Below are 21681 nucleotides of genomic sequence, written 5' to 3' on the forward strand. Positions count from 1 at the left end.
CAACAAACCAGGGGGTGACTGGTTTCGACTTCGTAGGTGGAGACAGGGGAAGCGAGCCGAGGAAGCCGACGTCGTCTCGAGAATCGGTCGTCGGAAACTTATAAGCGCCAAGGATAACTCCCGCGCTGACTTCGCTCTTGCCGCCTGAGGTAAGTAGCAAGTCTGTCGACCCGGGGTCGCCTTCGACCCGGTCTGTCGGCATCAGCTAGAAGGCTGGCCAACCGGTTCTAGTCGTGAGGACCGTGCGGCGAGATCAAACACGACTGGGCCTGTCATACCAACTCGCTCACGTGATTGGTAGGGCCGAGTAGAGGCACAGTGAGCTGCGCTCGGAGAAGCCCTGACAAAGCAACGAAGGACCCGGGTTCGATTCCCGGCACCTCCACGAGAGGGTCAGAGCGGCGCCGCCCGATGGGGCGGCGCCGCTCTCGTTTTCAGGCCGCGATGCAGCCGGAGAGGGTCCAGTCGGGGCGGCGGTAGGAGGCCGCCTGGCCCGCATGTCCCCGGATGGTGACGCCGGAGAGGGCTTCGGGGATCACATCGGCCTCGTCGGGCGCCTTGACGTACACGCCGATCTGGTCGTCGGGCGACTTGTTGAGCACCTCGACCACGACTTCGCTGGGCTCCTCGTCCAGGGACAGCGTCTCCTTGATCAGACCCTCGGGGCGTAGGGGTATGGGAAAGCCTGCGGAGACGTCGTAGGAGCAGGTCTCGTTCGTGCCCAGGGGCGGCCGGCCGGGCGGGTGGGCAGCCGCTACAGTCAGGCCGCCCATCACGAAGAGACAGACAGCGGCCAGAGACAGGGCTATCGGATTCGGGATCCGGCGGCTCGGCGGAGTGTTCCGGTGCCAGTGGTTGACCGCGAGCCAGACCAGGAAGATCATCCCGAGGACGTCCACCAGGCCGGCCGTGGCCTGCAGGAGCGTGTCGAAGAAGTTGGTGTAGAAACCGGCTACCCCGACGACATAACCGCTGACGATGGCGAAGGAGAAGCGCGCCGCACGGGTCCGGGGCGGCGACGGCTGTGGGTCCTGCTCGGTGGTGGAGCCGCGCAGCGATGCCAGCAAGGAGTCCAGGCTCAGGTGGATCAGCCGCGGTTCGGCGGGCGCCCGACGCTCCTCGTTCGCGTCGGTGGTCGGGTCACTCATCACTCGAGGGTCGGGCGGCCGCGGGGTGGGCCGGTAGGGAGCGGCTGTCCTGTCTGTCCCGGCCCACGCGGGACAACAGCTACGTTTGACTATGGCCGAGCCCGAGGACATCAGCGGCAAGGACGAGCTGCGGCTTGCGGTGCTGCGGCTGGCCGAGCACCGCGAGAGCATCCGGGCGGTGGCCAGCGAGGCCCACCTCGGCAAGACGACCATCGACGAGCTTGCCGTCGCCCGCCGCGGTGCACCGGTGATCGTCTGTGTGACCGGCATGGGCGGACTCGGCAAGACGGAGCTGGTGGTGCAGTGGGCCGACACCGCCGCCGACCGTTTCCCCGACGGCTGCGTGTTCATGGACCTCCGGGGCTTCGACCACAAACCGCCGGTCAGGCGCACCGATGCCCTGCTGGCCCTGATCCACGAGCTGGGCGGCGGGGCGGAGGTGCCGCGCAAGCGCCGCAACCGGGAAGCCCGCTACCGCACCCTCGTCACCGGCCGGCAGCTGCTGCTGATCTTCGACAATGTTCGCGACGCCCGGCACGTACAGTCGCTGATTCCCCCGACGGACTCCTGCGTCACCGTGATCACCAGCCGCGACGACCTCACGGCGCTGCACGCGCTGCACGGCGTACGCCGGATCGCGCTCGAGCCGCTGCACCCGGAGGCGGCCCGCGAACTCTTCGGTGAGATGGCCGGCATCGACGTCGCGACCGCCCCACCGCTGGTCAACGACCTCGTCGACGGCTGTGGCGGCCATCCGCTCGCGCTACGCCTGGCCGGTGGGCTGGCCGCGGGCCGCAACCGACGCCAGGTGGAAGGCCTCCTCCGCGACCTGGGGCAGGACGGCGGGCCGCTGCGGATCCTGCGGGCCGGCACCGGACGGGCCGATCTGAGCGACGTCTTCACATGGAGTTACCGATCCCTCGACGGCCCGCCCCGCCCGAGCGTTCCGACTGCTCGCAGCCCATCCGGGGCGCGCCTTCGACGCGGACGACGTGGCCGCGCTGACCGGCGCGAGCGTCGCGCAGGGTCGTGACTGGCTCGAGGATCTGCGGCACGCCAACCTCGTTCAGGACGGCGACGGTGTCTACGCCATGCACGATCTGTTGCGGGAGTACGCCCGGCGGATCGCCGCACCGGACGAGCAGACGGAGGCCTTCAACCGGCTGCTGGATCACTACCTGGACCGGGTCCGGGCGGCCCGATCGGTCCGGTACCCGGGCCGGGGCGGCGACCCGGGTGGGCCGCCGGCGTTCACCGATGCGCAGGCAGCCCGCGACTGGCTCGACCACGAGCGGGTCAACCTGGTGGCGGCCGTCGCCGAGGCCGCTCGGATCGGTGACGCGGCGCACGCGTGCGCGCTCGCTGACGCTCTCTGGCTCTACCTCCATGAAGGCGGTCACTTCCTGGCCGCGACCGTGGTGCATCGTCACGCGGCTGACGTCGCCGGGCGTACCGATGATCGGTTGGAACGTTCGGTTGCGCTGGACCATCTCGGTATCGCATATCAGCTCGTCGGCGACTATCCGAGTGGGCTGCGGTGCCTGACCGAGGCGCTTGACCTGCACCGGGCGGAGCGCGACCGGCAGGCGGAGGGCCGCACGTGGAGCCATCTCGGCGCGCTGGAGGCGCGGCGTGGCAACTACTCGGCGGCGGTCAAGAATCTGGAGACCGCGGTGGCGATCGCCGACGAGGTGGACGATGCGATCGGCGCCGGCAACGCGGTGAACAGGCACTGCCGATGCTGGATCGCGCGATCGCGATGGCCGAGCAGTCCGGGAACGCGGCGACGCTGGCCATCGCGCTGAACAACCGCAGCCTCGTGCTCCAGCGCCTGAGCCGGTACGACGAAGCACACCGGGACGTCCTCGCCGCCCGAGAGGTGAACGACGCCAACGGATCCCTCGGCATCACGGCAGACATCCTGGACACGCTGGGCGCGCTACTGGTCCGGACGGGTGACCTCGAGGCGGCGGAGGAACAACTCCAAGCGGCGCTGACCATCCATCGGGACCCCGATGTCCACAACCGGGCCGCGGCCGGACTGACCCTCCACCACCTGGGTGAACTCCGGTCGGCTCAGGACCGGCCCGAAGAGGCGCTGCAGTTGTACCAAGAGGCCCGGACAATCGCCGAGGAGGTCGGCGAGCCGGACCTGGCGACCATGGCCCGCCTCGCCGCCGGCCAGGCGCTCTGCGCACTGGACCGGTGGGCGGAGGCAACCGAGGAGTACGCCGCAGCGCACACTTTGGCGTCGCAGACCGGCAACCGTCGCGACGAGGCCGCCGCGCTGACCGGATCGGGGCGCATCGCGGCGCACAACGGCGACGAGACGACCGCCCGGCAGTGCCGGGAGCAGGCTCTCGGGATCCTCCGCGAGATCAGGGAAGGTCCAGCGGGAGCTTGATGCCTGCCAGGGCGTCCTTGCAGGCGCACGAACGGTCGGTGGGAAGCTTCGCCACCGCGTCCAGCAGGACGCCCCGGAGCCGTTCGGTGTTGTCGGCGAAGACCTTGAAGACCTCCTCCTGGGTGACGCCGTGGTCGCCTTCCACACCGGCGTCGAGGTCGGTCACCAGGGCGATCGCGGTGTAGCAGAGAGCGAGCTCGCGGGCCAGGACAGCCTCGGGATGGCCGGTCATGTTGACGATCGCGCCGCCGATGCTGGTGAACCAGCGCGACTCGGCCCGGGTCGAGAACCGCGGACCCTCCACAACGACCATCGTGCCGCCGTCCACCGGGTTCACCTGGGCGGCGGAATTCAGCACCGTCCTCCGGCCGACCGGGCAGTAGGGGTCGGCGAACGAGACGTGGACGGCGCCGGAGTCGTAATAGGTCTGCTCGCGGCCGCTGGTCCGGTCGATCAGCTGGTCGGGGACCACGAACGTGCCGGGGCCGAGCTCGGGGCGCAGGCCGCCGACGGCGCAGGGGGCGAGGATCTGGCGTACTCCCAGCGAGCGCAACGCCCACAGGTTGGCACGGTAGGGGATCCTGTGCGGCGGAAAGCGGTGATCGCGCCCGTGCCGGGGGAGGAACGCCACCCGGCGGCCACCCACGTCCGCGACGGTGATCTTGTCCGAGGGGGCGCCGTAGGGGGTGCTTACCTCGACTTCCGTGGCATGGTCGAGAAGCGCATACAGCCCCGAGCCGCCGATGACGCCGATCTCTGCTGCCGTAGGTGGCGGGTTCATGTCCAGACCTTATCCGTGGCCGGAAACGCAAGCTAATGTGCGTTAGCTTGCGGCCCGGTCTCCCCGTGTGGCTTCCGGGGGGCCGGCCGCGACGACCCGGCCATCAGCCAGAGGTAGTCGGCACCGGTGCGCTGGGCGATCTTCTCGCACACCTCGGTGTACCGGCGCGGCATTGCGCCGGCTTCCCAGCTGGCCCACGAGGCCGCTGGTACGCCGCATTCCTTGGCGGCTTCCTTGATGTTCCACCGCATCCGCTGCCGGACGAGGGCGAGCCTGGCTCCGAACTCGCTGTCATCCATGGTCCAGCCGATGCTTGTGGGTTCCTCGTTCGCGGGCGAGGAGTGCCCGTGCGGGGCTGTCATGAGGGACAGCTTACGGGGCACAGCGCAGATCACAAGGGATAGCACAGAAATCTGACACAGAGGCCATGAACCTGTGCTTGACACAGGTTCTCGGTCAAGCGTAGGTTCCTGTCCATGACACAGGTTCCCGAGCAAAGAGCAGATGAGGAAGCGCCTCGCCTGCTCACCGCGAGCCAGGTCGCCGAGGCACTCGAAGTGAGTTCGGAGACCGTCCTGGCCTGGGCTCGCGCCGACAAGATCCCCTGCATCACACTGCCGTCCGGTCAGCGCCGCTTCCGGCGCGAGGTCGTCGACGCGATCCTCGCCGGCGGAGCTGCGGCGTGACCGTCATCGACCTGTTCCCCACAGCCTGGCGCAGGACCTGGGGGGAGATCGAGCGCGTCTGCGAGCACCTGGACGAGGTCGGCCTGGAGCCGTTCTCGGTTCAGACGGTTTGCGACGTCATCGACGGTCCCCGACTCCGCGGGCATGGCCGGGCGTTCAAGCAGGTCGTGCGCTCGTACATGGCTCTCGGCTGGGTTGAGCGAATCACTCCTGTTAGCCGTGTCCCCCGCCCGGTCTTCTACCGGGTTCTTCCGCACGCCGCCTCACCGTGTGCCGGGACCGGAAGCACTGCGTGAGTAAGCCGCCGAAGCCTCCGCCGCGGCCTGGCCCTGGCCCGAAGCCGCAGGCCCCGACGCATCCCGCCCCGACTGGTCCGCCGTCGCGGCGCAGGCCGTGGTGGTGGCCGGGCCTGAATCCGGCCGGCCCGACCTCCTCCTGACATAGAGCGCGCCACCCAGGTCTGCATCCCGGGCGGCGCGCGGATCACCGGATCAACCCACCGACCAAGGAAGGCCATCCGATGACTGCACCGAACGTACCCGACCGCGAGACCAAGCGAGCCGACGAGCTGAAGCCCGGCGACTGGCTCGCCGCCATGCAGATCGCCGACGACGGCGACCAGCCGTCCGAGGTGCTCAACACCTTCCCGTACACCGACGACCAGGGCCCGGCTGTCCTGCTGGTCTGGCGCGCTCAGGACGGGGTGCCGCGCAGCATCCCGGCCGACGCCCACGCGCCGTACGAGCTGGCCACGCAGACCGATCTGGACGAGGTGCGGGAGCAGGCCGAACGGGCCAAGTTGATCGCCGAGCGGGCTGAGCAGATCGCTGGGCTGCGCGCGTTCGTCGACTTCCTCGACCGGAACTCGTGGGCGCCGATGCCGACTATGGCCATGCAGACGAGCCCGAACCCGACCGGCGATGTGTGGAACTCGGGGCCGGAAGGATACGCCGAGGTGCACCGTGTGGCTGACGCCCTGGGCGAGAAGGCCGACGAGCGGCTCGATGACCGTACGCAGGTGTCCCGCATGTTCGGCCCGGTCGAGTACAAGGTGATCGCGTGGCACCGCGACGAGGGTCGTCCGGGTGCGAAGCCGGCCGAGCCGGAGGGCCTGGACTTCCAGCGTGAGGCCGACCCGGCGGATGAGCTGCCGGTCGCTGGCCGGCGGCGGCCGCCGCACCTGGAGGACGGCCGCAACCCGGGCGTCGCGATCGACGCGGCCGAGCTGGTCGACGAGGCCCTGGCCGCGCCGGAGCACCACCAGGTGCGCGGCTGGAAGGACGACGAGTTCGGCACGGCCGGTGTGGAGTGCGCGTGCGGCACCACCTACGACAACTTCTCCACGCTCGCCGAGGCGGTGGCCGAGTTGGAGCGGCACATCGAGGCCGCGAACGCCGAGAAGCCGGCCGAGCCGGTGGTCCGCTACTACTCCTTCGGATCCGGCCAGACCGACCCGGTGACCGGCCAGGACCTGTACGGCTTCTACGTCACCGTGACCGCACCGACGCTCGACGCCTGCGCGTCGACGATGTTCGCCAGCCGCTTCGGCAACGGGTTCTGCGCCGAGTACGGGCCGGACAGCGAGGTCTGGCAGGAGTACTCGCCGCAGTGGACCGAGCTGGAGCGGATCACCGTGACCGCCAGCGACTCCGGGCACTTGTCGCCGCCGTCGACGACCGCTCCGATCGGCGGCCGGTGCTACCTCGACCCGGACGGCCTGTGCACCACGCACAAGGCCTTCCACGAGTCGGTCAGCGAGTCCTGCTGATGCCGCCGACCGTGGCGCTCGAACCGCCGCTGCCGCTCACCCCGCCGGTCAGCCGGTGCCAGTTCCCCGAGCTGGTCGTCGAGGTCATCCCGCTCCGGATGCGCCAGCACCGGCCGATCGAGCCGTGCTTCGTGACGGCGATCCGGCGGGTGACGGTCGGCCTGGCCACCCAGGCGGATGTCTGCCTGTGGCACTCGCTGGTCGCCCGGGAGCGCCTGGGCGCGCACCTGGTGCGCGATCTCGTCTCGACGTGATGCGTGCGGCGCGGTGGTTTGCCCCCGGCCGCGCCGCAGTTCGAGCCCGGTTGTGCGGTCGGGCTCGGACACCTCGGCCCGGGGAGCGGCGGAGACCCGCTCCCCGGGCCACCCAGACCTGATTCGACCTGCACGAAGGACATAGCGATGAGCACCCTCCTCAGGGACACCTTCATCAACACGACCAGCGAGATCGAACTCGACCCGTCCACCCAGCAGCGCGCCTCCTTCGCCACCGTGGGCCCGTCCGGCGAGCAGCCGCTGATCGACCTGCTCGCGCGGACCGACCCGGAGAAGACCCAGCGGATCGCGCTCCCGGTGACGTACGGGACCCCGATCGAGGTGCCGGAGCCGCGCCGGCCGGTGTTCTACCGGGGCCGGTATCGGGCGACGCGGTCGCGGCTGCTGCTGGTCGCGGCGACGTGGGACGGCGGTCTCTGATGAGCATCTACTACGAGCAGACCCATGAGCCCGCGATGGTCCTGCCGTACATCGAGCTGGGCGGGATCATCGCCCGACTGGAGCAGGAAGACCCGGCACGGGTGCTGCCGCTTGGCTTCGCCAACCCCCACTCCTATCGCGGCGACTACGCCGATCTGGCGTTCGAGCCGGTCAAGGACATCACGATCGCCGAGGTCCTCGCGGCCGCCCGGTCGGCTCTGGGCGCGACGTTCGAGGGTTACAAGGGCGGCGACTACACGATGACCAAGCACTCGGACTGCTGGCTCGCCGAGCACGGGTCGTCGTCGGACAACAAAATCGGTCCGCTGCTGCTGGAACTGCTGCTCACCTCGGGCCGAGCGGATGAGGCTGACCGTTCCTGGCGTGAGTGCGGCCACCGCGCCGACTACGCCTCGGCCGTCGAGCACGAGCGCGAATGCCCGGCGCACGGCGTCGACCGCAGGCACGCCGGGCTCGGCATCGGCTGCGCCATCTGTGACGGGCCGTGCCGCATCGATGATGTCCCGCCGAACGCCGGGAGCGCATCGTGAAGCGCCGCCAGCCGATCTATCTCACCAACTTTGAATCCCCCAGCTACACCCGCACCCGGTTCGGCCGCTGGAAGTGGACCGTCCGCGACGGCATGACCGGCCCGGTCCTCGCTACCGGGCACACGCTGACCGAACGCGGCGCGCGCCGGGCGATCGAGCGGATCGCGGAGCGTTGCGTCTGCGTCGCTGGTGTGTGCCGCTGCGACCGGCCGGTGCTGCGGCCGCTGGGCCGGATGGCGGCGTACGCGCTGACCGAGCGTTTGCAGCGTGATGACGTGCCGGTGACGGTGCGGGTCGACGGGCCGGAGGGTGCGCCGGTGGTGTTGTGGCCGGCGTTGGCGCTGACGCCGCGGCAGGAGGCGCACACGTTGCGTCTGGTGCTGGATCGGACGGATGCGCCGGTGCGTTGGGCGGGTGTCGCCTGATGAGCTACGAGACTCGCGCCTACGACAACAAGCACGGCAACCCGGTCGTGGTCCTGGTCGCCACCGGTACGCACGACGTGTCCCGGCTGGTGGCGCTACTGAAGTCCGGCAACTGCGAGCAGGTCGACCTCGGCGCGAAGGTGCTGCGCCAGGTCCGGAACCACAACGGCGGCCGGGCGGCGCTCCAGCTGCTCGCCGCGCACGGCGGCCCGGACTTCCTGCACGAGCCGGTTGCACCGCACCCCTGGCAGGAGTTCAACAAGCACGGCCTCTCCTGTCACTTCCCCGGTTGCACGCTGGCCGAGATTGAGCACGACACGGATGGCGGTGTCGTCTGATGGCCGAGCTGCTGCACGTCACCACGAAGTACGTCTTCGACGTCACCGGCAAGCCCGTCCTCGGCACCACCACGCGCGAACAGTTCGACCCGGAAACCGCGATCGTCTCGCACCGCACCGACCGCGGGTTCTGGTCCCTGCGGGTTCACGGCTGGCGGGTCCGGAACAACACGTCGACGGCGTTCTTTTACCGGATTGCGGACGGTGTGATCCAGCCGCATGACCGGACCGGGTCGGTCGCGCCGCAGTGGTTGCAGCACGTGGTGGGCCAGGCCGTCAAGCTGCACGCCGAGCGGGTCGGTGACGCCCGATGAAGACGTTCCCTGGCTGGCGTGCGGTTGGCCGCGCGATGCGGTGGGCCCGGCGAGAACGCGCCATCTTCACGCTCATCACCGAGGGCGCCCGCTTCGAGGAAACGAGCTGGCGGCGAGGCGGTGCCTTCGCCGTGCTCACCGCGACCGGCGGCGACCAGCTCGACCTCATCGTCAACCTTGCGCACGGCGGCCAGGTCGACATGAGCGACCTCGACGCCGCCGAGAGCCTGCGCGTCCTCGCCGCCCTGGACCTCATCCCCGCCGACCTCGCCCAGGTCCGCGACGAACGGTACGCACGCTGCACGGTGTGCGGCCGGACCGTCACGTGGGCGCCCGGCCACGGCATGTGGCAGGCCCGGTGGGTGCACGTCGACCAGCACGCCTGGATGGCCGGCACCGGACACGTCGCCGAGGTGGCCAATGCCTGAGCAAACCACCGCCCGCCGCGTCACCCCGACCGCCGTGCGCATCCTGTCGGCCGACGCCGACCGCGACACCTGGCTCACCGCCCGACGGCAGGGCATCGGCTCCTCAGATGTCGCCGCGATCCTCGGCGTCGCCGACCGCAACACCGCCGTCCACGTCTACCGCGACAAGCGCGGCGAGCTCGTCGACGACGCCGGCGAAGCCGCGCTGTGGGGCCACCTGCTCGAAGACCCGGTCGCCCGGGAGTGGTCGCGCCGGCAGCGCTCAGTCGTGCAGCGCGTCGGCCTGATCGCGCACGTCGACGAGCCGTGGCGCATGGCGACCCTCGACCGGCAGGTCCTGGAGTGCCCGATGGACCGCGACGTCAAGACCCGCTGCGCCCTCGAGGTGAAGTGCCGCAGCGCGTTCAAAGCGAAGCGGTGGGCCAACGCGAATGTCCCCGACGACGTCCTGGCGCAGGTCACGTGGCAGCTCGCGATCACCGGCTACGACCACATCCACGTCGCCGTGCTCATCGGCGGCAACGAGCTGAAGATGGCCGTCGTCGAGCGCGAGCAGGCGATGGAGGACTACGTGCTCGGCGAGGTCCGCCGGTTCCGTGAGGAGCATCTGCTGGCCGGCGTCGAACCTGACTGGGACCTGTCGAAGGCGCAGTCGCTGATCGACATGGACTCGCTGATGCATCAGGACCGGGTTGGCGAGCTCGACCTGACCGAGATCGGCGAGGTCATCGAGTACGCCAAGCGGTCCGCGGCGAAGTCGGCGGCCGAGAAGGCGCTGAAGGAGTCGTCGGCCACCCTGCGGCGGCTAGCGAAGGGCGCGCTGACGGTCAAGTTCGCCGACGAGCTGGCCTACGAGTACGGCCTGGTGACCAAGAAAAACGTCGACCTTGACCAGCTGAAGCTGCGCTGGCCCGAGGCATACGCGGCGGTCGTCTCCGAGAAAAGCCACTACCAGATCCGGCTCGCGAGCGAGTTCCGGCAGACCCCTGGAGGAACCAATTGAGCCTGCGTGAGCGCGCCCAGGCGGCGGCCGTCGGCGAGGAGTGGCAGGAAGGCGGGCCGACCGGCCCGGTCCGGCCGACCATCATCGCCGAGCCGCTGGAGGACATCTCCTACGACGGCAACAAGATCACCGACGCGGAGAAGGTGCCGGTCCACGTCGCGTGGGCCCGGGTGATGGCCGACGTCCAGTCGATCAGCAAGGGCGACCAGCGCAACGACGTCGGCGGCCGGTACAGCTTCCGCGGCGTCGACCGGGTCGTCAACGCGGTAGGCCCGGCGCTGCGCCGCCACGGCGTGGCACTGCTGCCGATCCAGGTCTACGACATCGAGTACCGCGAGGCCCGGACCGCCAAGGGCAACACGATGCAGGACTGCACGCTGAAGGTGCGGTGGCTGGTCGTCGGCCCGGCTGGGGACACCCTGCCATCGCCGCTGGAGTCCGCCGGGCAGGCCACCGACACGCAGGACAAGGCCACCTCGAAAGCGACGTCGGTGGCACAGCGGGTGCTGTTCCTGACGGCGCTGCACATCCCGACGCAGGATCCGGACATCGACCGCGGCCACGAGCGGGGTGAGCGGCCCGGGCCCACACCGAACGAGTACCGCGACGAGATCGCCGACCCGCGTACCTCGATGGTGCGGCTCCGGCAGATCCGGACCGAGCTGCGGCAACACCAGCTGGGCGGCGCGATCGTGGTCAACGAGGTCGGCGACGACGAAGCGGTGCTGGCGATGTGCGAGCGGATCGGCCGGCAGCGTACGGAGGCCGGCCAGTGAGCGCCCTGCACTCGCCGTTCGCTGCGGCCCACCGCTTTACCCCGGCCGACGCCGAGCAACTCGCCGCCGCGCTCAGGGTCGTCGCCGACCCAGCCCGGCTGCGGATCCTCGCCCTGCTCGCCGAACACGGGGCGCTGACCGTCACCGCGCTGGTGCCGCTGCTGGGTCTCGCTCAGGCGACCGTCTCGCACCACCTGCGCGCGCTCCACACGGCCGACCTGATCCAGGCCCGGAAGACCGGCAGCGAGATCGAGCGGACGCTGAACGCCCTTGCGATCGAGCGGCTGGCCGGACTGCTCAGCCCGTACGGGAGCCGACGGTGAAGGCGCTCCGGGTGATCGGGCTCGACCCGTCGCTGAAGGCGTTCGGTCTCGCGGCCACGCACACCGCCCACACCGGCGAGCCGCGGCTGTGGTGCACCACGGTCACACCGCGGCGACGGCCGACGCTGACCAGGATCGATCACGCCCGGCTGCACGAAGCGATCAGCCTCGTCATGCACGCCTGCCAGCACCGGCCGGACATCGTCGCCATCGAGGAACCCCTGCTGCTCGCGAAGGGTGACACATCGATCCGGCTCGCCGAGCTGCACGGAGCGATCAAGCACTGGCTGTGGTCGCGGTCGATCCCGTACGTCGACGTGCACAACTCGAAGGTCAAGACGTACGCGACCGGGAACGGCGGCGCGAAGAAGGACGCGGTTCTGTCCTCGGTCATATCGACGTACGGCCGCATGGTGCACGTCGGCACCGACGACGAGGCGGACGCCTTGTCGCTGCTGGCGATGACGCTCGATCAGTTCGGTCAGCCGCTGGTCGAGGTGCCGGATTCGCATCGACGGGCGTTGCGCGGGATCCAGTGGCCGGATCTGCCGGGGGTGGGCTGAGATGGCTGACCTGCAGACGGCCCGCGCCGATATGGCCGCCGCCGCGTTGGCCCGGAACGCGGTGCTGATCGACCGGATCGCGACCGTCGGCCACCTCACCGCCGAGGTGCTGCACGCCCAGGCCGCGCTCCCCGCCGACGCCCGCAATTCCGCGCTGGTGGATCTCGCGATGGACGTCCGGCGGGCGCTGTGCCTAGCAGCGCCGGGTGCCCGGTCGGTGCCGGTGGTTCCGGGCAGGCCGTCATGAACGAGGCGCAGAGCACCGCGCTGGTGCTGCTGATCGTGATCGTCGTGTGCGGTCTGATCCTGGCGGGCCGCGATGGATGAGTTCACCGGCCCGGCGTGCCGGGAGTGTGGCGACCCGCAGAGCCAGCACAAGGGCGGCAAGGGCGGCTGTCGGCACTGCGAGCTTGGCTGCGCTCGGTACGAGCCGGAGTTCGCGGCCGGTGGCGTCATCACTGGGCCCGGCGACGGCCCGGTGATGCTGGAGAGCCCGGCACCGTACGTCGCTCCTCGTGCGCCGGAGATCGTGATCCCGGCCGCCATGGTCAAGGGACGGCTCACGGACGCCCTGAAGTCGCATCTGACCGCGCCCACACATCTGGAGCGGCTCACGGCCGACCTGGCGCGCGTCGAGCAGGAACGCGACAGCTTGCTCGCGCACAACACCGAGTTGGTCAACGTCGCCCACGAACGCGACGACGCCCGCGGCGCCCTGTCACTCGCCCGGTCCGAACTCGAACGCCTCGCCGGCGAACTCGCCCGTCGGAGCGGGGTGCTCGCGGCCACGCAGAAGGAACTCGTCGACGTCGCCCAGGAACTCGGCGAGGCGCTGGCCGAGCTGGCGGCCCGGCCGACCGAGGAGGACTGGGCGGCAGCCCAGAAGGACCTCACCGACCTCCGCGAGCAGCTGGCCTCGGCCGCCCAGGTCCTCCACTCATACGACGCCTGGCAGTGCCTTGCCGGGCCCCGCCCGTGCGGCCGCCGCTACACGCGGGCCGAGGCCGCCGACAACCACGCGTGCGGCCCGATGACCGCCGTGACCGTCACCATCACCACCCGCGAAGGAGTAACCCCCTCATGACCGAGTTCACCACCGAGCTGGCCATCGCCGAGCCGACCGGCTTCGACATCCGCGAGGCGGCTCTCAGCCTGGCCATCGAAAGCGTCGACACCATCGGCGACCCGACCGCCGCCGACCTGATCGCCCGGGCCAAGGAGTTCGAGGCCTACCTGCGCGGCGACGACCAGCCCGAGCAGGCCGCGGCCGCCGAGCCGGAGCAGGCCGACGAAGCCTGCAACTGCCCGATCTGCCGACCGGGTGGCCTCCGCGACCTGGCCAAGACGGGGTTCCTGCTGGGGCCGATCTACCCGGGCCGCTCCGCGGGCTGACGAGACCGCCGCCGAGCGTCCGTCAGGACGCCCCCTCCGGAACACGGGGCAGCTGGAAGCGCGGGTTCGAGTCCCGCCGGCGGCACGCACCACATCCCTTCAAACAAGGAGCACCACCACAGTGAGCATGACCGTCAACATCTCCGGCACCTTCTCCGAGAAGCAGCGGCCCAACAACGGGCTGGAGCGGGTCGCCGAGTTCCTCCACGCGAACCGGATCACGCAGATCCCGGTGGTCGCGCTGGTCGAGTGGCACGCGCACGGTGAGACGAAGACCGGCGAGAAACTGGCGGTCTCGATCACCGCGATCGAGCCCGGATTCGAGGCGGACGGGTCGGACCCGGACGGTATCGGCCGGCAGATCCGGGACCTGCTGGACCAGCTGCGGAAGCGGCAGGGCCTGGCGTCGGTGGAGGACACGTTGTTCTCGGCGCCGCGTGAGGGCTACGACTTCGACGACGCGCCGGGCGGTGAGGGCGGCGCGGAGCTGGATGGGCAGGAGGAGTTGCCGATCCGGATGGGTCCGGATGGTGAGCGGGAGGTGCCGCCGCCCAGCGCGGAGGAGGAGCTGGCCGAACGTGCCGAGGCGAAGGCGGCCGCGGAGTCCGGCGTGCCGGCCGCCGAGTTCTCCGGGAGCCAGGCGTGAGCCGCCTCGAGGAGATGCTGTCCGCGTCCTGGCGCAAGCTGCCCAGCGAGGCGCAGGAGTCGTTCGGCAGCCCAGCCGCGTTCGGTCCGGTGCTCGCCGCAGGGCTGCGTGTGATGGCTGCCGAGACCGAGGTCGAGCCGTCGTTCCCGATGACGGCTGGCCTTGTCGCCGACCTGATCCGCGAGCGCGCGGACGGCCTGGACGAGGTGAGCGCCGGTGGCTGACCCGACCGCCCTCGAGCCGACCGAGATCCGGATCGCGCTGCTCCGCGACATCGCCGCCGGACGCGTCCAGGACGACACCGACCACATGCCGATGCTGACCGTGGACGGCGAACCCGTCCCGGTCGGTACGGCGGTGTGGGAGATGGAACGCCACGACTGGGTCGGCCAGGACTGCGGGCAGCAGCGCTGGGAGCCGAAGCCGTACGGGCGGCAGCTCCTCGCGGAGGCTGACCGGTGACCGCCGCGCTAATGGGAGCCGTCGCCTTCGGGCGGCGGCTCGCCGACTCCTTCGACCGCACCGACCGGATCATGCTCGCCGTCGGCGCGGTGCTGATCCTGGCCGGCCTGGTGCTGATCGCGGGAGGCGGTAGCGGCCGTGGCTGACAAGACCCCCGAAGGCTTCGACATCGCCAACTGCCGCAGCTGCTCGGCCCCGATCGTCTGGGCCACCAGCAGCGGCGGCCGGTCGATGCCCGTCGACGCCGAACCGGTCGAGGACGGCAACGTCGAGCTGGCCGAGCGGCCGGGCCTGTTCATCGGGCCGGTGGCCACGGTGCTGACCGGGCCGAGCCTGTTTGGCGGTCCGCTGCGTAAGCCGCACTTCGCTACCTGTCCGCAGGCGGAGATGTGGAGGCAGCGGTGAAGCCGCGCCACGCCATCCGGCTCGCCGCCAAGCAGCGGGCCAACGCCGTCAGGTGCAAGGTGCCGCTCTCGGAATGGGTCGCGATGACCCGCCGGGAGCGGCGCCGCCGCCTCGCCGCAGCACGAACGGAGGCCCGACAGTGAGCCAGCCAATCGCGTTCAAGACGATCCGCTACCGGTGCCCGCACTGCCCGCGCACCGGCTCCAGCAAGGCCCGCGTCGCTGACCACATCGGCCGCTGCTGGACCAACCCGGCCGCGCGTGGCTGCAAGACCTGCGCGAACTACGAAGGCCCGGGCGACGCCTGCGGCTGCGAGCCGGGCTGCAACTGGGGCGGCCCGGCCGGCGGCTACCCGGAGCACTGCCGGGCTGGCGTCAACCTCGCTGGACGGCCGGAGTGCCCCGCGTGCGGCGGACACGGCTGGAAGGGCATCAGCGTCGGCGCTGAGATCCCGTGCAACTCCGAGGTGACGATCGGGCACGTCGGCGACGGCAAAGCGGTCAAGCCCGGCCCGATCGTGCACTGCGACCGCTGGGAGGTGGCCACCGATGCGTGACCGCTGGCGCTACCGGATCGCCCGCACCCTCGACCGCCTCCCCGGCCAATGCCGCTGGAGCCTCCGCGAGTGGGCCGAACGCGCCGTCCCGCGCTCGTGGCCCTGGTCGTCGAATACCAAGGCCTGCCGGCGCCGCCGCGACCAAATCGGCGTCTGCCCCTGCGGCAAGCTCCGACTGCCCGAAATCCAGGCCGAACTTGACCGGCTGGGGGCCGGACCATGCTCCGCCACGTGGCCGCTGCTGATCGGCGACGGCGAGCTGTGGTGCGAGCTCCGGCACGGCCACGCAGGCGACCACGAAAGCGGGCCCACGCGCTGGAAGGAACGCGCCTCGTGACCCAGCAGCCACTCATCCCGCACCAGACCGAACCCCGCCGCGCCTGGATCTGGACCCGGCTCAAAGACGCCCACGGCGCCGTCGACGACACCGCCTGGACCTACCACCGCGACAGCAAACAGCACGTCGGCAAATGCCACTGCGGGCAGCCCCTCATGCCCGGCGTGCCCTACCAGGTCGGCCCACGCAACGAGTACCCGGCCACCTGCTCCGCCGGCCACGAGCTCGTCGCCCACGGGCCACGGCCGGCCAAGAAAAAAACCAACTGAACCAGGAGACACAGACACCATGGCCCGCTCGTTTGCGAACGTCCCCACGTCGATCTGGCGCGAGGAGGACTTCCGCGCGCTCTCCCGAGAAGGCCAGCACGCGCATTTCCTCCTCACCACCCAGCCCGACATCAGCGCGGCCGGCGTGCTCTCGCTCAACCTCAAACGGTGGGCATCGAAATGCGCCGGCCTCACGCCCCAGGATCTGTGGGAAGCCATCGTCGAGCTGGAGGCCCAGGCGCTCGCCGCCGTCGACCTGGAGACCGAGGAGGTGCTGCTGCGCTCGTTCGTCGACGACGACCGCGGCTACTCCAACCCGAAGCGCCGTCCGGTGATCCGAGACGCGGCCGGCCAGGTCGAGTCCGATCGACTCCGGCGGATCCTCGCGGGCGAGTTGGACCGGCTCGGGCTGCCCGGCGCCGAGTGGGTCGGAGGCCTATCCGATAGGCATCCCGATACGGCATCGGATAGGCATCCCGATACGGTATCCGATAGCCTATCGGCCCCCGAGTCGCCGGAAGATCACCCTGCGGAATCATCGCAGGTGGATACCGTATCCGATAGGCAACCCGATACCGTATCGCCTTCCGAACGGATTGTGGTTAAGGAAGTAGGTACTACACCCCAATCCCTATTCCGCGAACCACAATCCGCAACCCGCCCCCCAGTCGCTTCGCGCGCTTCGCTTACTTCGCTCCAGGGGGGCCGCGCGGACGTGCACGAGCGCGAGCCGGCCGACGCGGCACCGGAGCCCCCCTCCGACCGATGCCGGAAACACCAGAACGACGAAGACCCGCCACCCTGCGGCCAATGCGCCGACGCCCGCCGCCGCCGCGAAGCCTGGGACCGCCAACAGCACACCGCCGCAGCCGCAGCCGCATCCGCCGCCGCCCGGGAACGAGCCGCCGCCACCCGAGCCGAAATCGACGCCTGCAACCTCTGCGACCACCGCGGCCGCATCGACGGCCGGGTCTGCTACCACGACCAGGCCGCCGCCGCCCGCAGCGAACGCGGCGCCGCCGCCGCCCGCGCAGCCCTCGCCGGCCGGGACACACCATGACCGACCTCCGCGACCAGCTCCCCGCCTTCGAAGCCGCAGCACGCCGACTCCTCGGCCACCGCCCGAAACCCACCCGCACCCGGGCCAGCCGGCCCGCGACCTGCCACCCCAGCTCGGCGCACTACGCCCGCGGCCTCTGCCGCCGCTGCTACGACCACCACCACGACCACGGCACCCTCACCAGCCACGCAACCACCCGGTGGCGGCTACGCACCGCCGAGTTCGCCGCCGAATACGCCCTGCTGCGTTCGGACGGACACACCCGGACCGCGATCGCCGCCCGCCTCGGCGTCACCCGCAACGCCGTCGACCAGGCCTACCGCCGCGCCGTCCGCGCCGGCCTGCTCACCCCTGACCGGAGGGCAGCGTGACCGACCAGCTCTGCGTCCGCTGCGACCAGCCCACCCCCGACGGCTACACCTGCCACCGCTGCGCCGTCGACCGGCCCACCACCCAGCTCACCGAAATCGCCGACCTGACGCCGGCCGCCCGCGACGTCGCCCGCGGCCAAATCCGCCACAGCGCTGGCGGCGGAGGCGGAGGCAAACCCGGATCGCGGCCGCCCATCAACGTCGACCGCACCGACGAACTCGAAGAGGTCCACGGTGCGCTCGAGCTCTGGTGCGGCCGCATCGCCCGATACCGCGGCATCCTGCCGCCCTGGTACGAGTACCACGGCGACCCCATCATTGCTGGCGCCGAATGGCTCACCCGCCACCTCGAATGGGCCCGCCACCGCTTGGCATTCGCCGACTTCCTCACCGCCGACTTCCTCACCGCCATCGACAAAGCCGCCCACACCATGCGCGGCATCGTCAACGGCCCCGGCAGCCGCCGCTACCTCGGCCCCTGCGGCGCCCCCGACCAAGTCGAAACCACCACCATCGGCGACCCCGAGCCGACCTACATGGACGGCGCGCCCTGCGACGGCGACGTCTACGGACCTGACGGCGGCCGCACCGGCACCTGCCGCACCTGCCACACCAGCTACAGCCAGCACGACCGCCGCGCCTGGTTCGCCGACATCACCCGCGACCGCGCCTACCGCGCCGCCCACATCGCCGACGCCTACGGCATCTCCGTCAAAACCATCCGCAGCTGGGCCGACCGAGGCCGGCTCACCGCATGGTGGGCCGACGGCGACCAGCTCGTGCAGTGGATCGAACCCGAAACCGGCGAAGACGTCACCCACCGCGGACCCCGACTCTTCGTCATCGGCGACGTCCTCGCCCTCGCCGAAGCCGACGCCCACCGCCGCGAACAACAGCGCATCGCCCGAGAACAGCGAGCAGCGGCCCAGCCCGCCGAGATGGGAGCATGACCAGATGAGCAGCCTGCTCAGCGGCGCCGACCGCGTCCGCATCGAAATCGAGGTCGACGGCCAGACCCGCGTCGTCGAAATGGCCGCCGAACACGGCGAGAAGATCCAAATCACCCTGGACCTCAACGTGGAAGTCAACGAGCGGCCCGACACCGTGCTGTGGCGCGAATTCGAGCCGAGCGGACGAATCCACGTACGGCTGGACGCCTTCGGCCACCGGGCGGACACCCACGACCCGGACAAGGCCGTGACCAGCGGATCTTGACAAACCAGCCCGACTGCATCCATCATCTGCCAACGGCACAAGTGTCGAAAGACCACCACGAGGCCCTCGCCCAGCGGGGGCCTTCGTCGTCTCCAAAAGCGATCATCCGACCGGCCAGCACCCGAGCGGGCGATCCCGTCGCTTGTAGACCATCCCTACCCTCGACGGTCATGGGATTGCGCGAAGAATGGCACAAAGCCAAGGCGGACAACGGCCTGACGAACCAGGGCGGCATCGCCCAGCAAACCAAGACGATGACCCTCGGCGAACAAGCCGCCAAGGCCTACGCCGCCGGCGACTGGTTCTTCACCCCAGTGCTCAACATGCCAGCCACCAAGAGCGGCGGCTTCTCCGGCAACATCAGCGACTGGGCCTACATGCTCCAAGCCATCAGCCAGGCCGGCTGGCAGCTCCACACCTGGGCCATGAGCACCGACGCACAAGGCCGGCCCGAAGCCTGCCCCCTGTTCGTCCGAGCCCAGCAGCGCTAGCGCAACCCGAACCCGCCAACGCCCACCCAGCACCCGCTGCGGTGGGCGTTCCGCATCCAGGAGGCCGAACCGTGAGCCACGTCCGGATCACCGGCAACGCCACCGGCACCCAGGGCACCATCGACATCGACGGCCACCAGATCGCCAACATGGTCCGCGGATTCGCCCTCTACGCCGAAGTCGGCCAGCACACCACCCTCGACCTCCAGGTCTTCCCCCGCGGGGTGTCCGAGTACGACGGCGAGGCCTTCGTACGGCTGAACTCCGACTTCGAGGCCTTCCTCGTACACCTCGGCTGGACCCCGCCCCACCGGCCATGACCGCCCGCTGGGCCGGCCGCAAAGGCCGCTCCTGGAGAGTGCTCTGCGCCCAGGTCTACGCCGACCCCCACGAGACGCACTGCCTGCGCTGCGGCAAGCCAGTGGACAAGAGCCTGGTCTTCAGCCGCTACCTACCCGCACACCAGCGCCCTCACGCACGCAGCGTCGACCACATCATCGCCATCGAACAGGGCGGCGCACGCCTCAGCAGAGACAACGTGGCCATCGCCCACTACGGCTGCAACAGCAGGCACGGCGCACGCATCGGCGCAGCCAAACGCCGAGGCCACACGCACACAGAACCACGCGTCATCCTCGACATCGACCCTCACACACTGTGACGAGGGTAGGGGGTCCGGAAAGAGGGAAAAACGGACATCTGGAGACCCCGCGCACCCCCTCCCTTTTCTCTCCCCGCCTGCCCGGGCCGTCCCCGGCGCTGGTGGCCGTCGGTGACTCGAGGGGAGGTCGATGGTGGCCGTCCGCCTGGGCTCGCAGACGCCGCGGATCGCTTCGATCCCGCCGTACGACGTCACGATGGCGCCGCAGGTCATCGACAACGCCGCCAAGACCGGCCTGGTGCTCGACGAGTGGCAGCGGTACGTGCTCACCGGCGGGCTGGGCAAGGACACGGCCGGCGAGTGGACCGCGAAGCGCGCCTCGGTGTGGGTGCCACGCCAGAACGGCAAGGGCGGCATCATCGAGGCCCTCGAGCTGGCCTGGCTGTTCCTGTGGGACACCGACGAGCTGATCATCCACTCGGCGCACCAGCACCGGACGTCGCAGCGGGCGTATGTGCGGATGGAGCGGCTGATCCGGCGGACCCCGGAGTTCTTGGAGCGGGTCAAGAGCTTCCGGCAGACGAACGGCGAGCGCGAGATCGAGCTCTACGACGGCCGGGTGATGCAGTACGTGACCCGGTCGCGGTCCGCGGTTCGTGGGTTCTCGGCGCCGAAGGTGGTGCTCGACGAGGCCCAGGAGCTGGACGACGACGAGATGGCCGCGATTGGCCCGACCGTGTCGGCGATGCCGTGGTGGCAGATGTGGTTCTTCGGCACCCCGCCGGACGATCCGGCCGCCTGGGTGTACGGGCTTAAGGAGGACGGCGAGTCCGGTGCGAAGCGGCTGATGCACCTTGACTGGGGTGTTGCGCTGCCGGCCGACGCGCCGGGCACCTACGCCAAGGCCGTCGACATCGAGCTGGCCTACCAGTCGAATCCGGCGCTCGGTGTGCGGATCACCCAGGACACGGTCGAGGACGAGTACCGGCCGTCCGGTCTGGGTGTGAAGTACCCGCAGGAGCGGCTGGGCGCGTGGAAGCCGCCGGCGCGTAAGGCGGGCGGGGTGATCGACCCGCGGGTGTGGTCGCAGATCGCCGACAAGGACTCGCGTCGGCACGGGCCGGTCGCGCTTGCGGTGGACGTGACGCCGATGCGTACGCACGCCTCGATCGCGATGTACGGCGTCCGCGCCGACGGCCTGGGCCACGTGCAGACGGTCACCTACGGCGAGGGCGTCGACTGGGTGGTGGCGAAGCTGGCCGCTCTGGTCGAGGCCTTGAAGCCGGTTGCGATCGGCCTCGACGCCAAGGGCGGCGCTGGGGCGCTGCTCGAGGAGCTGAAGCTGGCCGGCATCACCACGCCGGATGATCCGGAGCACCCGGAGGTCGGGGACCTGGCGGTCCCGTCGGTGCAGGAGGTCGCGCAGGCGACCGGCCAGTTCATCGACGCGGCCCGGCAGCAGAAGTTCCGGCACGTCGGCGGGGTGGAGCTGACGTCGGCGGTGCTAAACGCGAACACGCGGCCGCTGGCGGATGCGGTGGCGTGGGGCCGGAAGCAGTCGGACGTGGATATCTCGCCGCTGGTGTCGGCGACGTTGGCGCGGTGGGCGTACGTGACGCGGGTCAACGCCAAACCGAAGACGCAGGAGCTGGTCGGCTCCCTGATGGCGTGAG

General features: G+C 70.4%; 39 protein-coding genes, 1 tRNA gene and 1 other RNA gene. 38 read left to right on the top strand and 3 right to left on the bottom strand.

The annotated features are described in order from the left end of the window. Positions 1-10: 10 nt before the first annotated feature. Positions 11-388: a transfer-messenger RNA gene (ssrA, locus tag OHA21_RS43585) on the top strand. Between the two features lie 46 nt (positions 389-434). Here ssrA and OHA21_RS43590 read toward each other — a convergent pair. Further along, on the bottom strand, positions 435-1148 hold the full coding sequence (locus OHA21_RS43590) for a hypothetical protein (RefSeq protein ID WP_328465442.1): 714 nt from the start codon (positions 1146-1148) through the stop codon (positions 435-437). A 91-nt stretch (positions 1149-1239) separates the two neighbouring features. On the opposite strand from OHA21_RS43590, the gene OHA21_RS43595 reads away from it, so the two are divergent. From OHA21_RS43595 to OHA21_RS43605, 3 genes are read left to right on the top strand one after another with little or no spacing between them, the layout of a single operon-like run. Continuing rightward, positions 1240-2181: an NB-ARC domain-containing protein gene (locus OHA21_RS43595; RefSeq protein WP_328465444.1), complete on the top strand. Its 942-nt coding sequence runs from the start codon at positions 1240-1242 to the stop codon at positions 2179-2181. Further along, complete coding sequence (locus tag OHA21_RS43600; RefSeq protein ID WP_328465446.1) at positions 2141-2953, top strand: tetratricopeptide repeat protein; 813 nt, start codon at positions 2141-2143, stop codon at positions 2951-2953. Before OHA21_RS43595 ends, OHA21_RS43600 begins: the two co-directional genes overlap by 41 nt. Further along, entirely contained in the window at positions 2887-3552 is a 666-nt protein-coding gene (locus tag OHA21_RS43605) for a tetratricopeptide repeat protein (RefSeq protein ID WP_328465448.1), read from the top strand. Before OHA21_RS43600 ends, OHA21_RS43605 begins: the two co-directional genes overlap by 67 nt. Here the strand turns inward: OHA21_RS43605 and OHA21_RS43610 are convergent. After that, entirely contained in the window at positions 3527-4333 is an 807-nt protein-coding gene (locus OHA21_RS43610) for an S-methyl-5'-thioadenosine phosphorylase (RefSeq protein WP_328465450.1), read from the bottom strand. The genes OHA21_RS43605 and OHA21_RS43610 overlap by 26 nt on opposite strands. A 32-nt stretch (positions 4334-4365) precedes the next feature. Then, a complete protein-coding gene (locus OHA21_RS43615; protein ID WP_328465452.1) occupies positions 4366-4695 on the bottom strand; it encodes a helix-turn-helix domain-containing protein in 330 nt (109 codons plus the stop codon). 114 nt (positions 4696-4809) lie between these two features. On the opposite strand from OHA21_RS43615, the gene OHA21_RS43620 reads away from it, so the two are divergent. The 34 genes from OHA21_RS43620 to OHA21_RS43785 all read left to right on the top strand — a co-directional run bounded on the left by OHA21_RS43620 (position 4810) and on the right by OHA21_RS43785 (position 21680). Further along, the gene (locus OHA21_RS43620; protein WP_328465454.1) at positions 4810-5019 is read left to right on the top strand and encodes a helix-turn-helix domain-containing protein; all 210 of its coding nucleotides are present in this window, start codon (positions 4810-4812) and stop codon (positions 5017-5019) included. Then, positions 5016-5315 (top strand): hypothetical protein, encoded by a 300-nt coding sequence (locus OHA21_RS43625; RefSeq protein ID WP_328465456.1) that lies wholly within the window; start codon positions 5016-5018, stop codon positions 5313-5315. The genes OHA21_RS43620 and OHA21_RS43625 overlap by 4 nt, the downstream gene beginning before the upstream one ends. A 224-nt stretch (positions 5316-5539) precedes the next feature. Continuing rightward, positions 5540-6787, top strand: a complete 1248-nt coding sequence (locus OHA21_RS43630) for a hypothetical protein (protein ID WP_328465458.1) — start codon at positions 5540-5542, stop codon at positions 6785-6787. Further along, the gene (locus tag OHA21_RS43635; RefSeq protein WP_328465460.1) at positions 6787-7041 is read left to right on the top strand and encodes a hypothetical protein; all 255 of its coding nucleotides are present in this window, start codon (positions 6787-6789) and stop codon (positions 7039-7041) included. Before OHA21_RS43630 ends, OHA21_RS43635 begins: the two co-directional genes overlap by 1 nt. 147 nt (positions 7042-7188) lie before the next feature. Next, entirely contained in the window at positions 7189-7482 is a 294-nt protein-coding gene (locus OHA21_RS43640) for a hypothetical protein (protein WP_328465462.1), read from the top strand. Beyond that, a complete protein-coding gene (locus tag OHA21_RS43645; RefSeq protein WP_328465464.1) occupies positions 7482-8033 on the top strand; it encodes a hypothetical protein in 552 nt (183 codons plus the stop codon). Before OHA21_RS43640 ends, OHA21_RS43645 begins: the two co-directional genes overlap by 1 nt. Further along, on the top strand, positions 8030-8458 hold the full coding sequence (locus OHA21_RS43650) for a hypothetical protein (protein WP_328465466.1): 429 nt from the start codon (positions 8030-8032) through the stop codon (positions 8456-8458). Before OHA21_RS43645 ends, OHA21_RS43650 begins: the two co-directional genes overlap by 4 nt. Further along, positions 8458-8796: a hypothetical protein gene (locus OHA21_RS43655; RefSeq protein ID WP_328465468.1), complete on the top strand. Its 339-nt coding sequence runs from the start codon at positions 8458-8460 to the stop codon at positions 8794-8796. Before OHA21_RS43650 ends, OHA21_RS43655 begins: the two co-directional genes overlap by 1 nt. Then, complete coding sequence (locus OHA21_RS43660) at positions 8796-9110, top strand: hypothetical protein (protein WP_328465470.1); 315 nt, start codon at positions 8796-8798, stop codon at positions 9108-9110. Before OHA21_RS43655 ends, OHA21_RS43660 begins: the two co-directional genes overlap by 1 nt. Continuing rightward, the gene (locus OHA21_RS43665; RefSeq protein ID WP_328465472.1) at positions 9107-9538 is read left to right on the top strand and encodes a hypothetical protein; all 432 of its coding nucleotides are present in this window, start codon (positions 9107-9109) and stop codon (positions 9536-9538) included. The genes OHA21_RS43660 and OHA21_RS43665 overlap by 4 nt, the downstream gene beginning before the upstream one ends. Continuing rightward, positions 9531-10541 carry a YqaJ viral recombinase family nuclease gene (locus tag OHA21_RS43670; RefSeq protein WP_328465474.1) on the top strand — a complete coding sequence of 337 codons (1011 nt, stop codon included), beginning with the start codon at positions 9531-9533 and terminating at the stop codon, positions 10539-10541. The genes OHA21_RS43665 and OHA21_RS43670 overlap by 8 nt, the downstream gene beginning before the upstream one ends. Then, positions 10538-11317 (top strand): ERF family protein, encoded by a 780-nt coding sequence (locus OHA21_RS43675; RefSeq protein WP_328465475.1) that lies wholly within the window; start codon positions 10538-10540, stop codon positions 11315-11317. The genes OHA21_RS43670 and OHA21_RS43675 overlap by 4 nt, the downstream gene beginning before the upstream one ends. Beyond that, on the top strand, positions 11314-11640 hold the full coding sequence (locus tag OHA21_RS43680; protein ID WP_328465477.1) for an ArsR/SmtB family transcription factor: 327 nt from the start codon (positions 11314-11316) through the stop codon (positions 11638-11640). The genes OHA21_RS43675 and OHA21_RS43680 overlap by 4 nt, the downstream gene beginning before the upstream one ends. Further along, positions 11637-12203, top strand: coding sequence for a crossover junction endodeoxyribonuclease RuvC (locus OHA21_RS43685; protein ID WP_328465479.1), 567 nt, complete (start codon positions 11637-11639; stop codon positions 12201-12203). Before OHA21_RS43680 ends, OHA21_RS43685 begins: the two co-directional genes overlap by 4 nt. Position 12204: 1 nt before the next feature. Continuing rightward, a complete protein-coding gene (locus OHA21_RS43690; RefSeq protein WP_328465481.1) occupies positions 12205-12450 on the top strand; it encodes a hypothetical protein in 246 nt (81 codons plus the stop codon). A 72-nt stretch (positions 12451-12522) separates the two neighbouring features. Then, positions 12523-13287 (top strand): hypothetical protein, encoded by a 765-nt coding sequence (locus OHA21_RS43695; protein WP_328465483.1) that lies wholly within the window; start codon positions 12523-12525, stop codon positions 13285-13287. Then, positions 13284-13595: a hypothetical protein gene (locus tag OHA21_RS43700; RefSeq protein ID WP_328465485.1), complete on the top strand. Its 312-nt coding sequence runs from the start codon at positions 13284-13286 to the stop codon at positions 13593-13595. Before OHA21_RS43695 ends, OHA21_RS43700 begins: the two co-directional genes overlap by 4 nt. Before the next feature lie 7 nt (positions 13596-13602). After that, positions 13603-13680, top strand: a tRNA-Ser gene (locus OHA21_RS43705). Between the two features lie 36 nt (positions 13681-13716). Further along, on the top strand, positions 13717-14241 hold the full coding sequence (locus OHA21_RS43710; protein ID WP_328465487.1) for a hypothetical protein: 525 nt from the start codon (positions 13717-13719) through the stop codon (positions 14239-14241). Continuing rightward, on the top strand, positions 14238-14465 hold the full coding sequence (locus OHA21_RS43715) for a hypothetical protein (protein ID WP_328465489.1): 228 nt from the start codon (positions 14238-14240) through the stop codon (positions 14463-14465). Before OHA21_RS43710 ends, OHA21_RS43715 begins: the two co-directional genes overlap by 4 nt. Next, positions 14458-14703, top strand: coding sequence for a hypothetical protein (locus OHA21_RS43720; RefSeq protein ID WP_328465491.1), 246 nt, complete (start codon positions 14458-14460; stop codon positions 14701-14703). Before OHA21_RS43715 ends, OHA21_RS43720 begins: the two co-directional genes overlap by 8 nt. After that, a complete protein-coding gene (locus OHA21_RS43725; RefSeq protein ID WP_328465493.1) occupies positions 14700-14849 on the top strand; it encodes a hypothetical protein in 150 nt (49 codons plus the stop codon). Before OHA21_RS43720 ends, OHA21_RS43725 begins: the two co-directional genes overlap by 4 nt. Beyond that, positions 14842-15108 carry a hypothetical protein gene (locus OHA21_RS43730; protein WP_328465495.1) on the top strand — a complete coding sequence of 89 codons (267 nt, stop codon included), beginning with the start codon at positions 14842-14844 and terminating at the stop codon, positions 15106-15108. The genes OHA21_RS43725 and OHA21_RS43730 overlap by 8 nt, the downstream gene beginning before the upstream one ends. A 139-nt stretch (positions 15109-15247) precedes the next feature. After that, positions 15248-15664, top strand: coding sequence for a hypothetical protein (locus OHA21_RS43735; RefSeq protein WP_328465497.1), 417 nt, complete (start codon positions 15248-15250; stop codon positions 15662-15664). Beyond that, positions 15657-16001 carry a hypothetical protein gene (locus OHA21_RS43740; RefSeq protein ID WP_328465499.1) on the top strand — a complete coding sequence of 115 codons (345 nt, stop codon included), beginning with the start codon at positions 15657-15659 and terminating at the stop codon, positions 15999-16001. The genes OHA21_RS43735 and OHA21_RS43740 overlap by 8 nt, the downstream gene beginning before the upstream one ends. After that, positions 15998-16270, top strand: a complete 273-nt coding sequence (locus OHA21_RS43745) for a hypothetical protein (protein ID WP_328465501.1) — start codon at positions 15998-16000, stop codon at positions 16268-16270. Before OHA21_RS43740 ends, OHA21_RS43745 begins: the two co-directional genes overlap by 4 nt. A 19-nt stretch (positions 16271-16289) precedes the next feature. Further along, positions 16290-17330 (top strand): hypothetical protein, encoded by a 1041-nt coding sequence (locus OHA21_RS43750; RefSeq protein WP_328465503.1) that lies wholly within the window; start codon positions 16290-16292, stop codon positions 17328-17330. After that, on the top strand, positions 17327-17701 hold the full coding sequence (locus OHA21_RS43755; protein ID WP_328465505.1) for a hypothetical protein: 375 nt from the start codon (positions 17327-17329) through the stop codon (positions 17699-17701). The genes OHA21_RS43750 and OHA21_RS43755 overlap by 4 nt, the downstream gene beginning before the upstream one ends. Continuing rightward, entirely contained in the window at positions 17698-18651 is a 954-nt protein-coding gene (locus OHA21_RS43760) for a hypothetical protein (protein ID WP_328465507.1), read from the top strand. The genes OHA21_RS43755 and OHA21_RS43760 overlap by 4 nt, the downstream gene beginning before the upstream one ends. A gap of 4 nt (positions 18652-18655) precedes the next feature. Then, positions 18656-18916, top strand: a complete 261-nt coding sequence (locus tag OHA21_RS43765; RefSeq protein ID WP_328465509.1) for a hypothetical protein — start codon at positions 18656-18658, stop codon at positions 18914-18916. Positions 18917-19086: 170 nt separating this feature from the next. After that, complete coding sequence (locus OHA21_RS43770; RefSeq protein ID WP_328465511.1) at positions 19087-19407, top strand: hypothetical protein; 321 nt, start codon at positions 19087-19089, stop codon at positions 19405-19407. A gap of 71 nt (positions 19408-19478) precedes the next feature. Continuing rightward, positions 19479-19727 (top strand): hypothetical protein, encoded by a 249-nt coding sequence (locus OHA21_RS43775; protein WP_328465513.1) that lies wholly within the window; start codon positions 19479-19481, stop codon positions 19725-19727. Beyond that, entirely contained in the window at positions 19724-20068 is a 345-nt protein-coding gene (locus OHA21_RS43780; protein WP_328465515.1) for an HNH endonuclease, read from the top strand. The genes OHA21_RS43775 and OHA21_RS43780 overlap by 4 nt, the downstream gene beginning before the upstream one ends. Positions 20069-20198: 130 nt before the next feature. Further along, positions 20199-21680 (top strand): hypothetical protein, encoded by a 1482-nt coding sequence (locus OHA21_RS43785; RefSeq protein ID WP_328465517.1) that lies wholly within the window; start codon positions 20199-20201, stop codon positions 21678-21680. Position 21681: the final 1 nt, after the last annotated feature.

Origin of the sequence: Actinoplanes sp. NBC_00393, assembly GCF_036053395.1 — a bacterium.
Classification (GTDB): Bacteria; Actinomycetota; Actinomycetes; order Mycobacteriales; family Micromonosporaceae; genus Actinoplanes.

Coding starts and splice junctions, on each gene's coding strand:
- OHA21_RS43590 (WP_328465442.1), bottom strand. CDS start 1,148: ATGAGTGACCCGACCACCGACGCGAACGAGGAGCGTCGGGCGCCCGCC.
- OHA21_RS43595 (WP_328465444.1), top strand. CDS start 1,240: ATGGCCGAGCCCGAGGACATCAGCGGCAAGGACGAGCTGCGGCTTGCG.
- OHA21_RS43605 (WP_328465448.1), top strand. CDS start 2,887: ATGCTGGATCGCGCGATCGCGATGGCCGAGCAGTCCGGGAACGCGGCG.
- OHA21_RS43610 (WP_328465450.1), bottom strand. CDS start 4,333: ATGAACCCGCCACCTACGGCAGCAGAGATCGGCGTCATCGGCGGCTCG.
- OHA21_RS43615 (WP_328465452.1), bottom strand. CDS start 4,695: ATGACAGCCCCGCACGGGCACTCCTCGCCCGCGAACGAGGAACCCACA.
- OHA21_RS43620 (WP_328465454.1), top strand. CDS start 4,810: ATGACACAGGTTCCCGAGCAAAGAGCAGATGAGGAAGCGCCTCGCCTG.
- OHA21_RS43630 (WP_328465458.1), top strand. CDS start 5,540: ATGACTGCACCGAACGTACCCGACCGCGAGACCAAGCGAGCCGACGAG.
- OHA21_RS43635 (WP_328465460.1), top strand. CDS start 6,787: ATGCCGCCGACCGTGGCGCTCGAACCGCCGCTGCCGCTCACCCCGCCG.
- OHA21_RS43640 (WP_328465462.1), top strand. CDS start 7,189: ATGAGCACCCTCCTCAGGGACACCTTCATCAACACGACCAGCGAGATC.
- OHA21_RS43645 (WP_328465464.1), top strand. CDS start 7,482: ATGAGCATCTACTACGAGCAGACCCATGAGCCCGCGATGGTCCTGCCG.
- OHA21_RS43655 (WP_328465468.1), top strand. CDS start 8,458: ATGAGCTACGAGACTCGCGCCTACGACAACAAGCACGGCAACCCGGTC.
- OHA21_RS43660 (WP_328465470.1), top strand. CDS start 8,796: ATGGCCGAGCTGCTGCACGTCACCACGAAGTACGTCTTCGACGTCACC.
- OHA21_RS43665 (WP_328465472.1), top strand. CDS start 9,107: ATGAAGACGTTCCCTGGCTGGCGTGCGGTTGGCCGCGCGATGCGGTGG.
- OHA21_RS43670 (WP_328465474.1), top strand. CDS start 9,531: ATGCCTGAGCAAACCACCGCCCGCCGCGTCACCCCGACCGCCGTGCGC.
- OHA21_RS43690 (WP_328465481.1), top strand. CDS start 12,205: ATGGCTGACCTGCAGACGGCCCGCGCCGATATGGCCGCCGCCGCGTTG.
- OHA21_RS43695 (WP_328465483.1), top strand. CDS start 12,523: ATGGATGAGTTCACCGGCCCGGCGTGCCGGGAGTGTGGCGACCCGCAG.
- OHA21_RS43700 (WP_328465485.1), top strand. CDS start 13,284: ATGACCGAGTTCACCACCGAGCTGGCCATCGCCGAGCCGACCGGCTTC.
- OHA21_RS43740 (WP_328465499.1), top strand. CDS start 15,657: ATGCGTGACCGCTGGCGCTACCGGATCGCCCGCACCCTCGACCGCCTC.
- OHA21_RS43750 (WP_328465503.1), top strand. CDS start 16,290: ATGGCCCGCTCGTTTGCGAACGTCCCCACGTCGATCTGGCGCGAGGAG.
- OHA21_RS43755 (WP_328465505.1), top strand. CDS start 17,327: ATGACCGACCTCCGCGACCAGCTCCCCGCCTTCGAAGCCGCAGCACGC.
- OHA21_RS43765 (WP_328465509.1), top strand. CDS start 18,656: ATGAGCAGCCTGCTCAGCGGCGCCGACCGCGTCCGCATCGAAATCGAG.
- OHA21_RS43770 (WP_328465511.1), top strand. CDS start 19,087: ATGGGATTGCGCGAAGAATGGCACAAAGCCAAGGCGGACAACGGCCTG.
- OHA21_RS43780 (WP_328465515.1), top strand. CDS start 19,724: ATGACCGCCCGCTGGGCCGGCCGCAAAGGCCGCTCCTGGAGAGTGCTC.
- OHA21_RS43785 (WP_328465517.1), top strand. CDS start 20,199: ATGGTGGCCGTCCGCCTGGGCTCGCAGACGCCGCGGATCGCTTCGATC.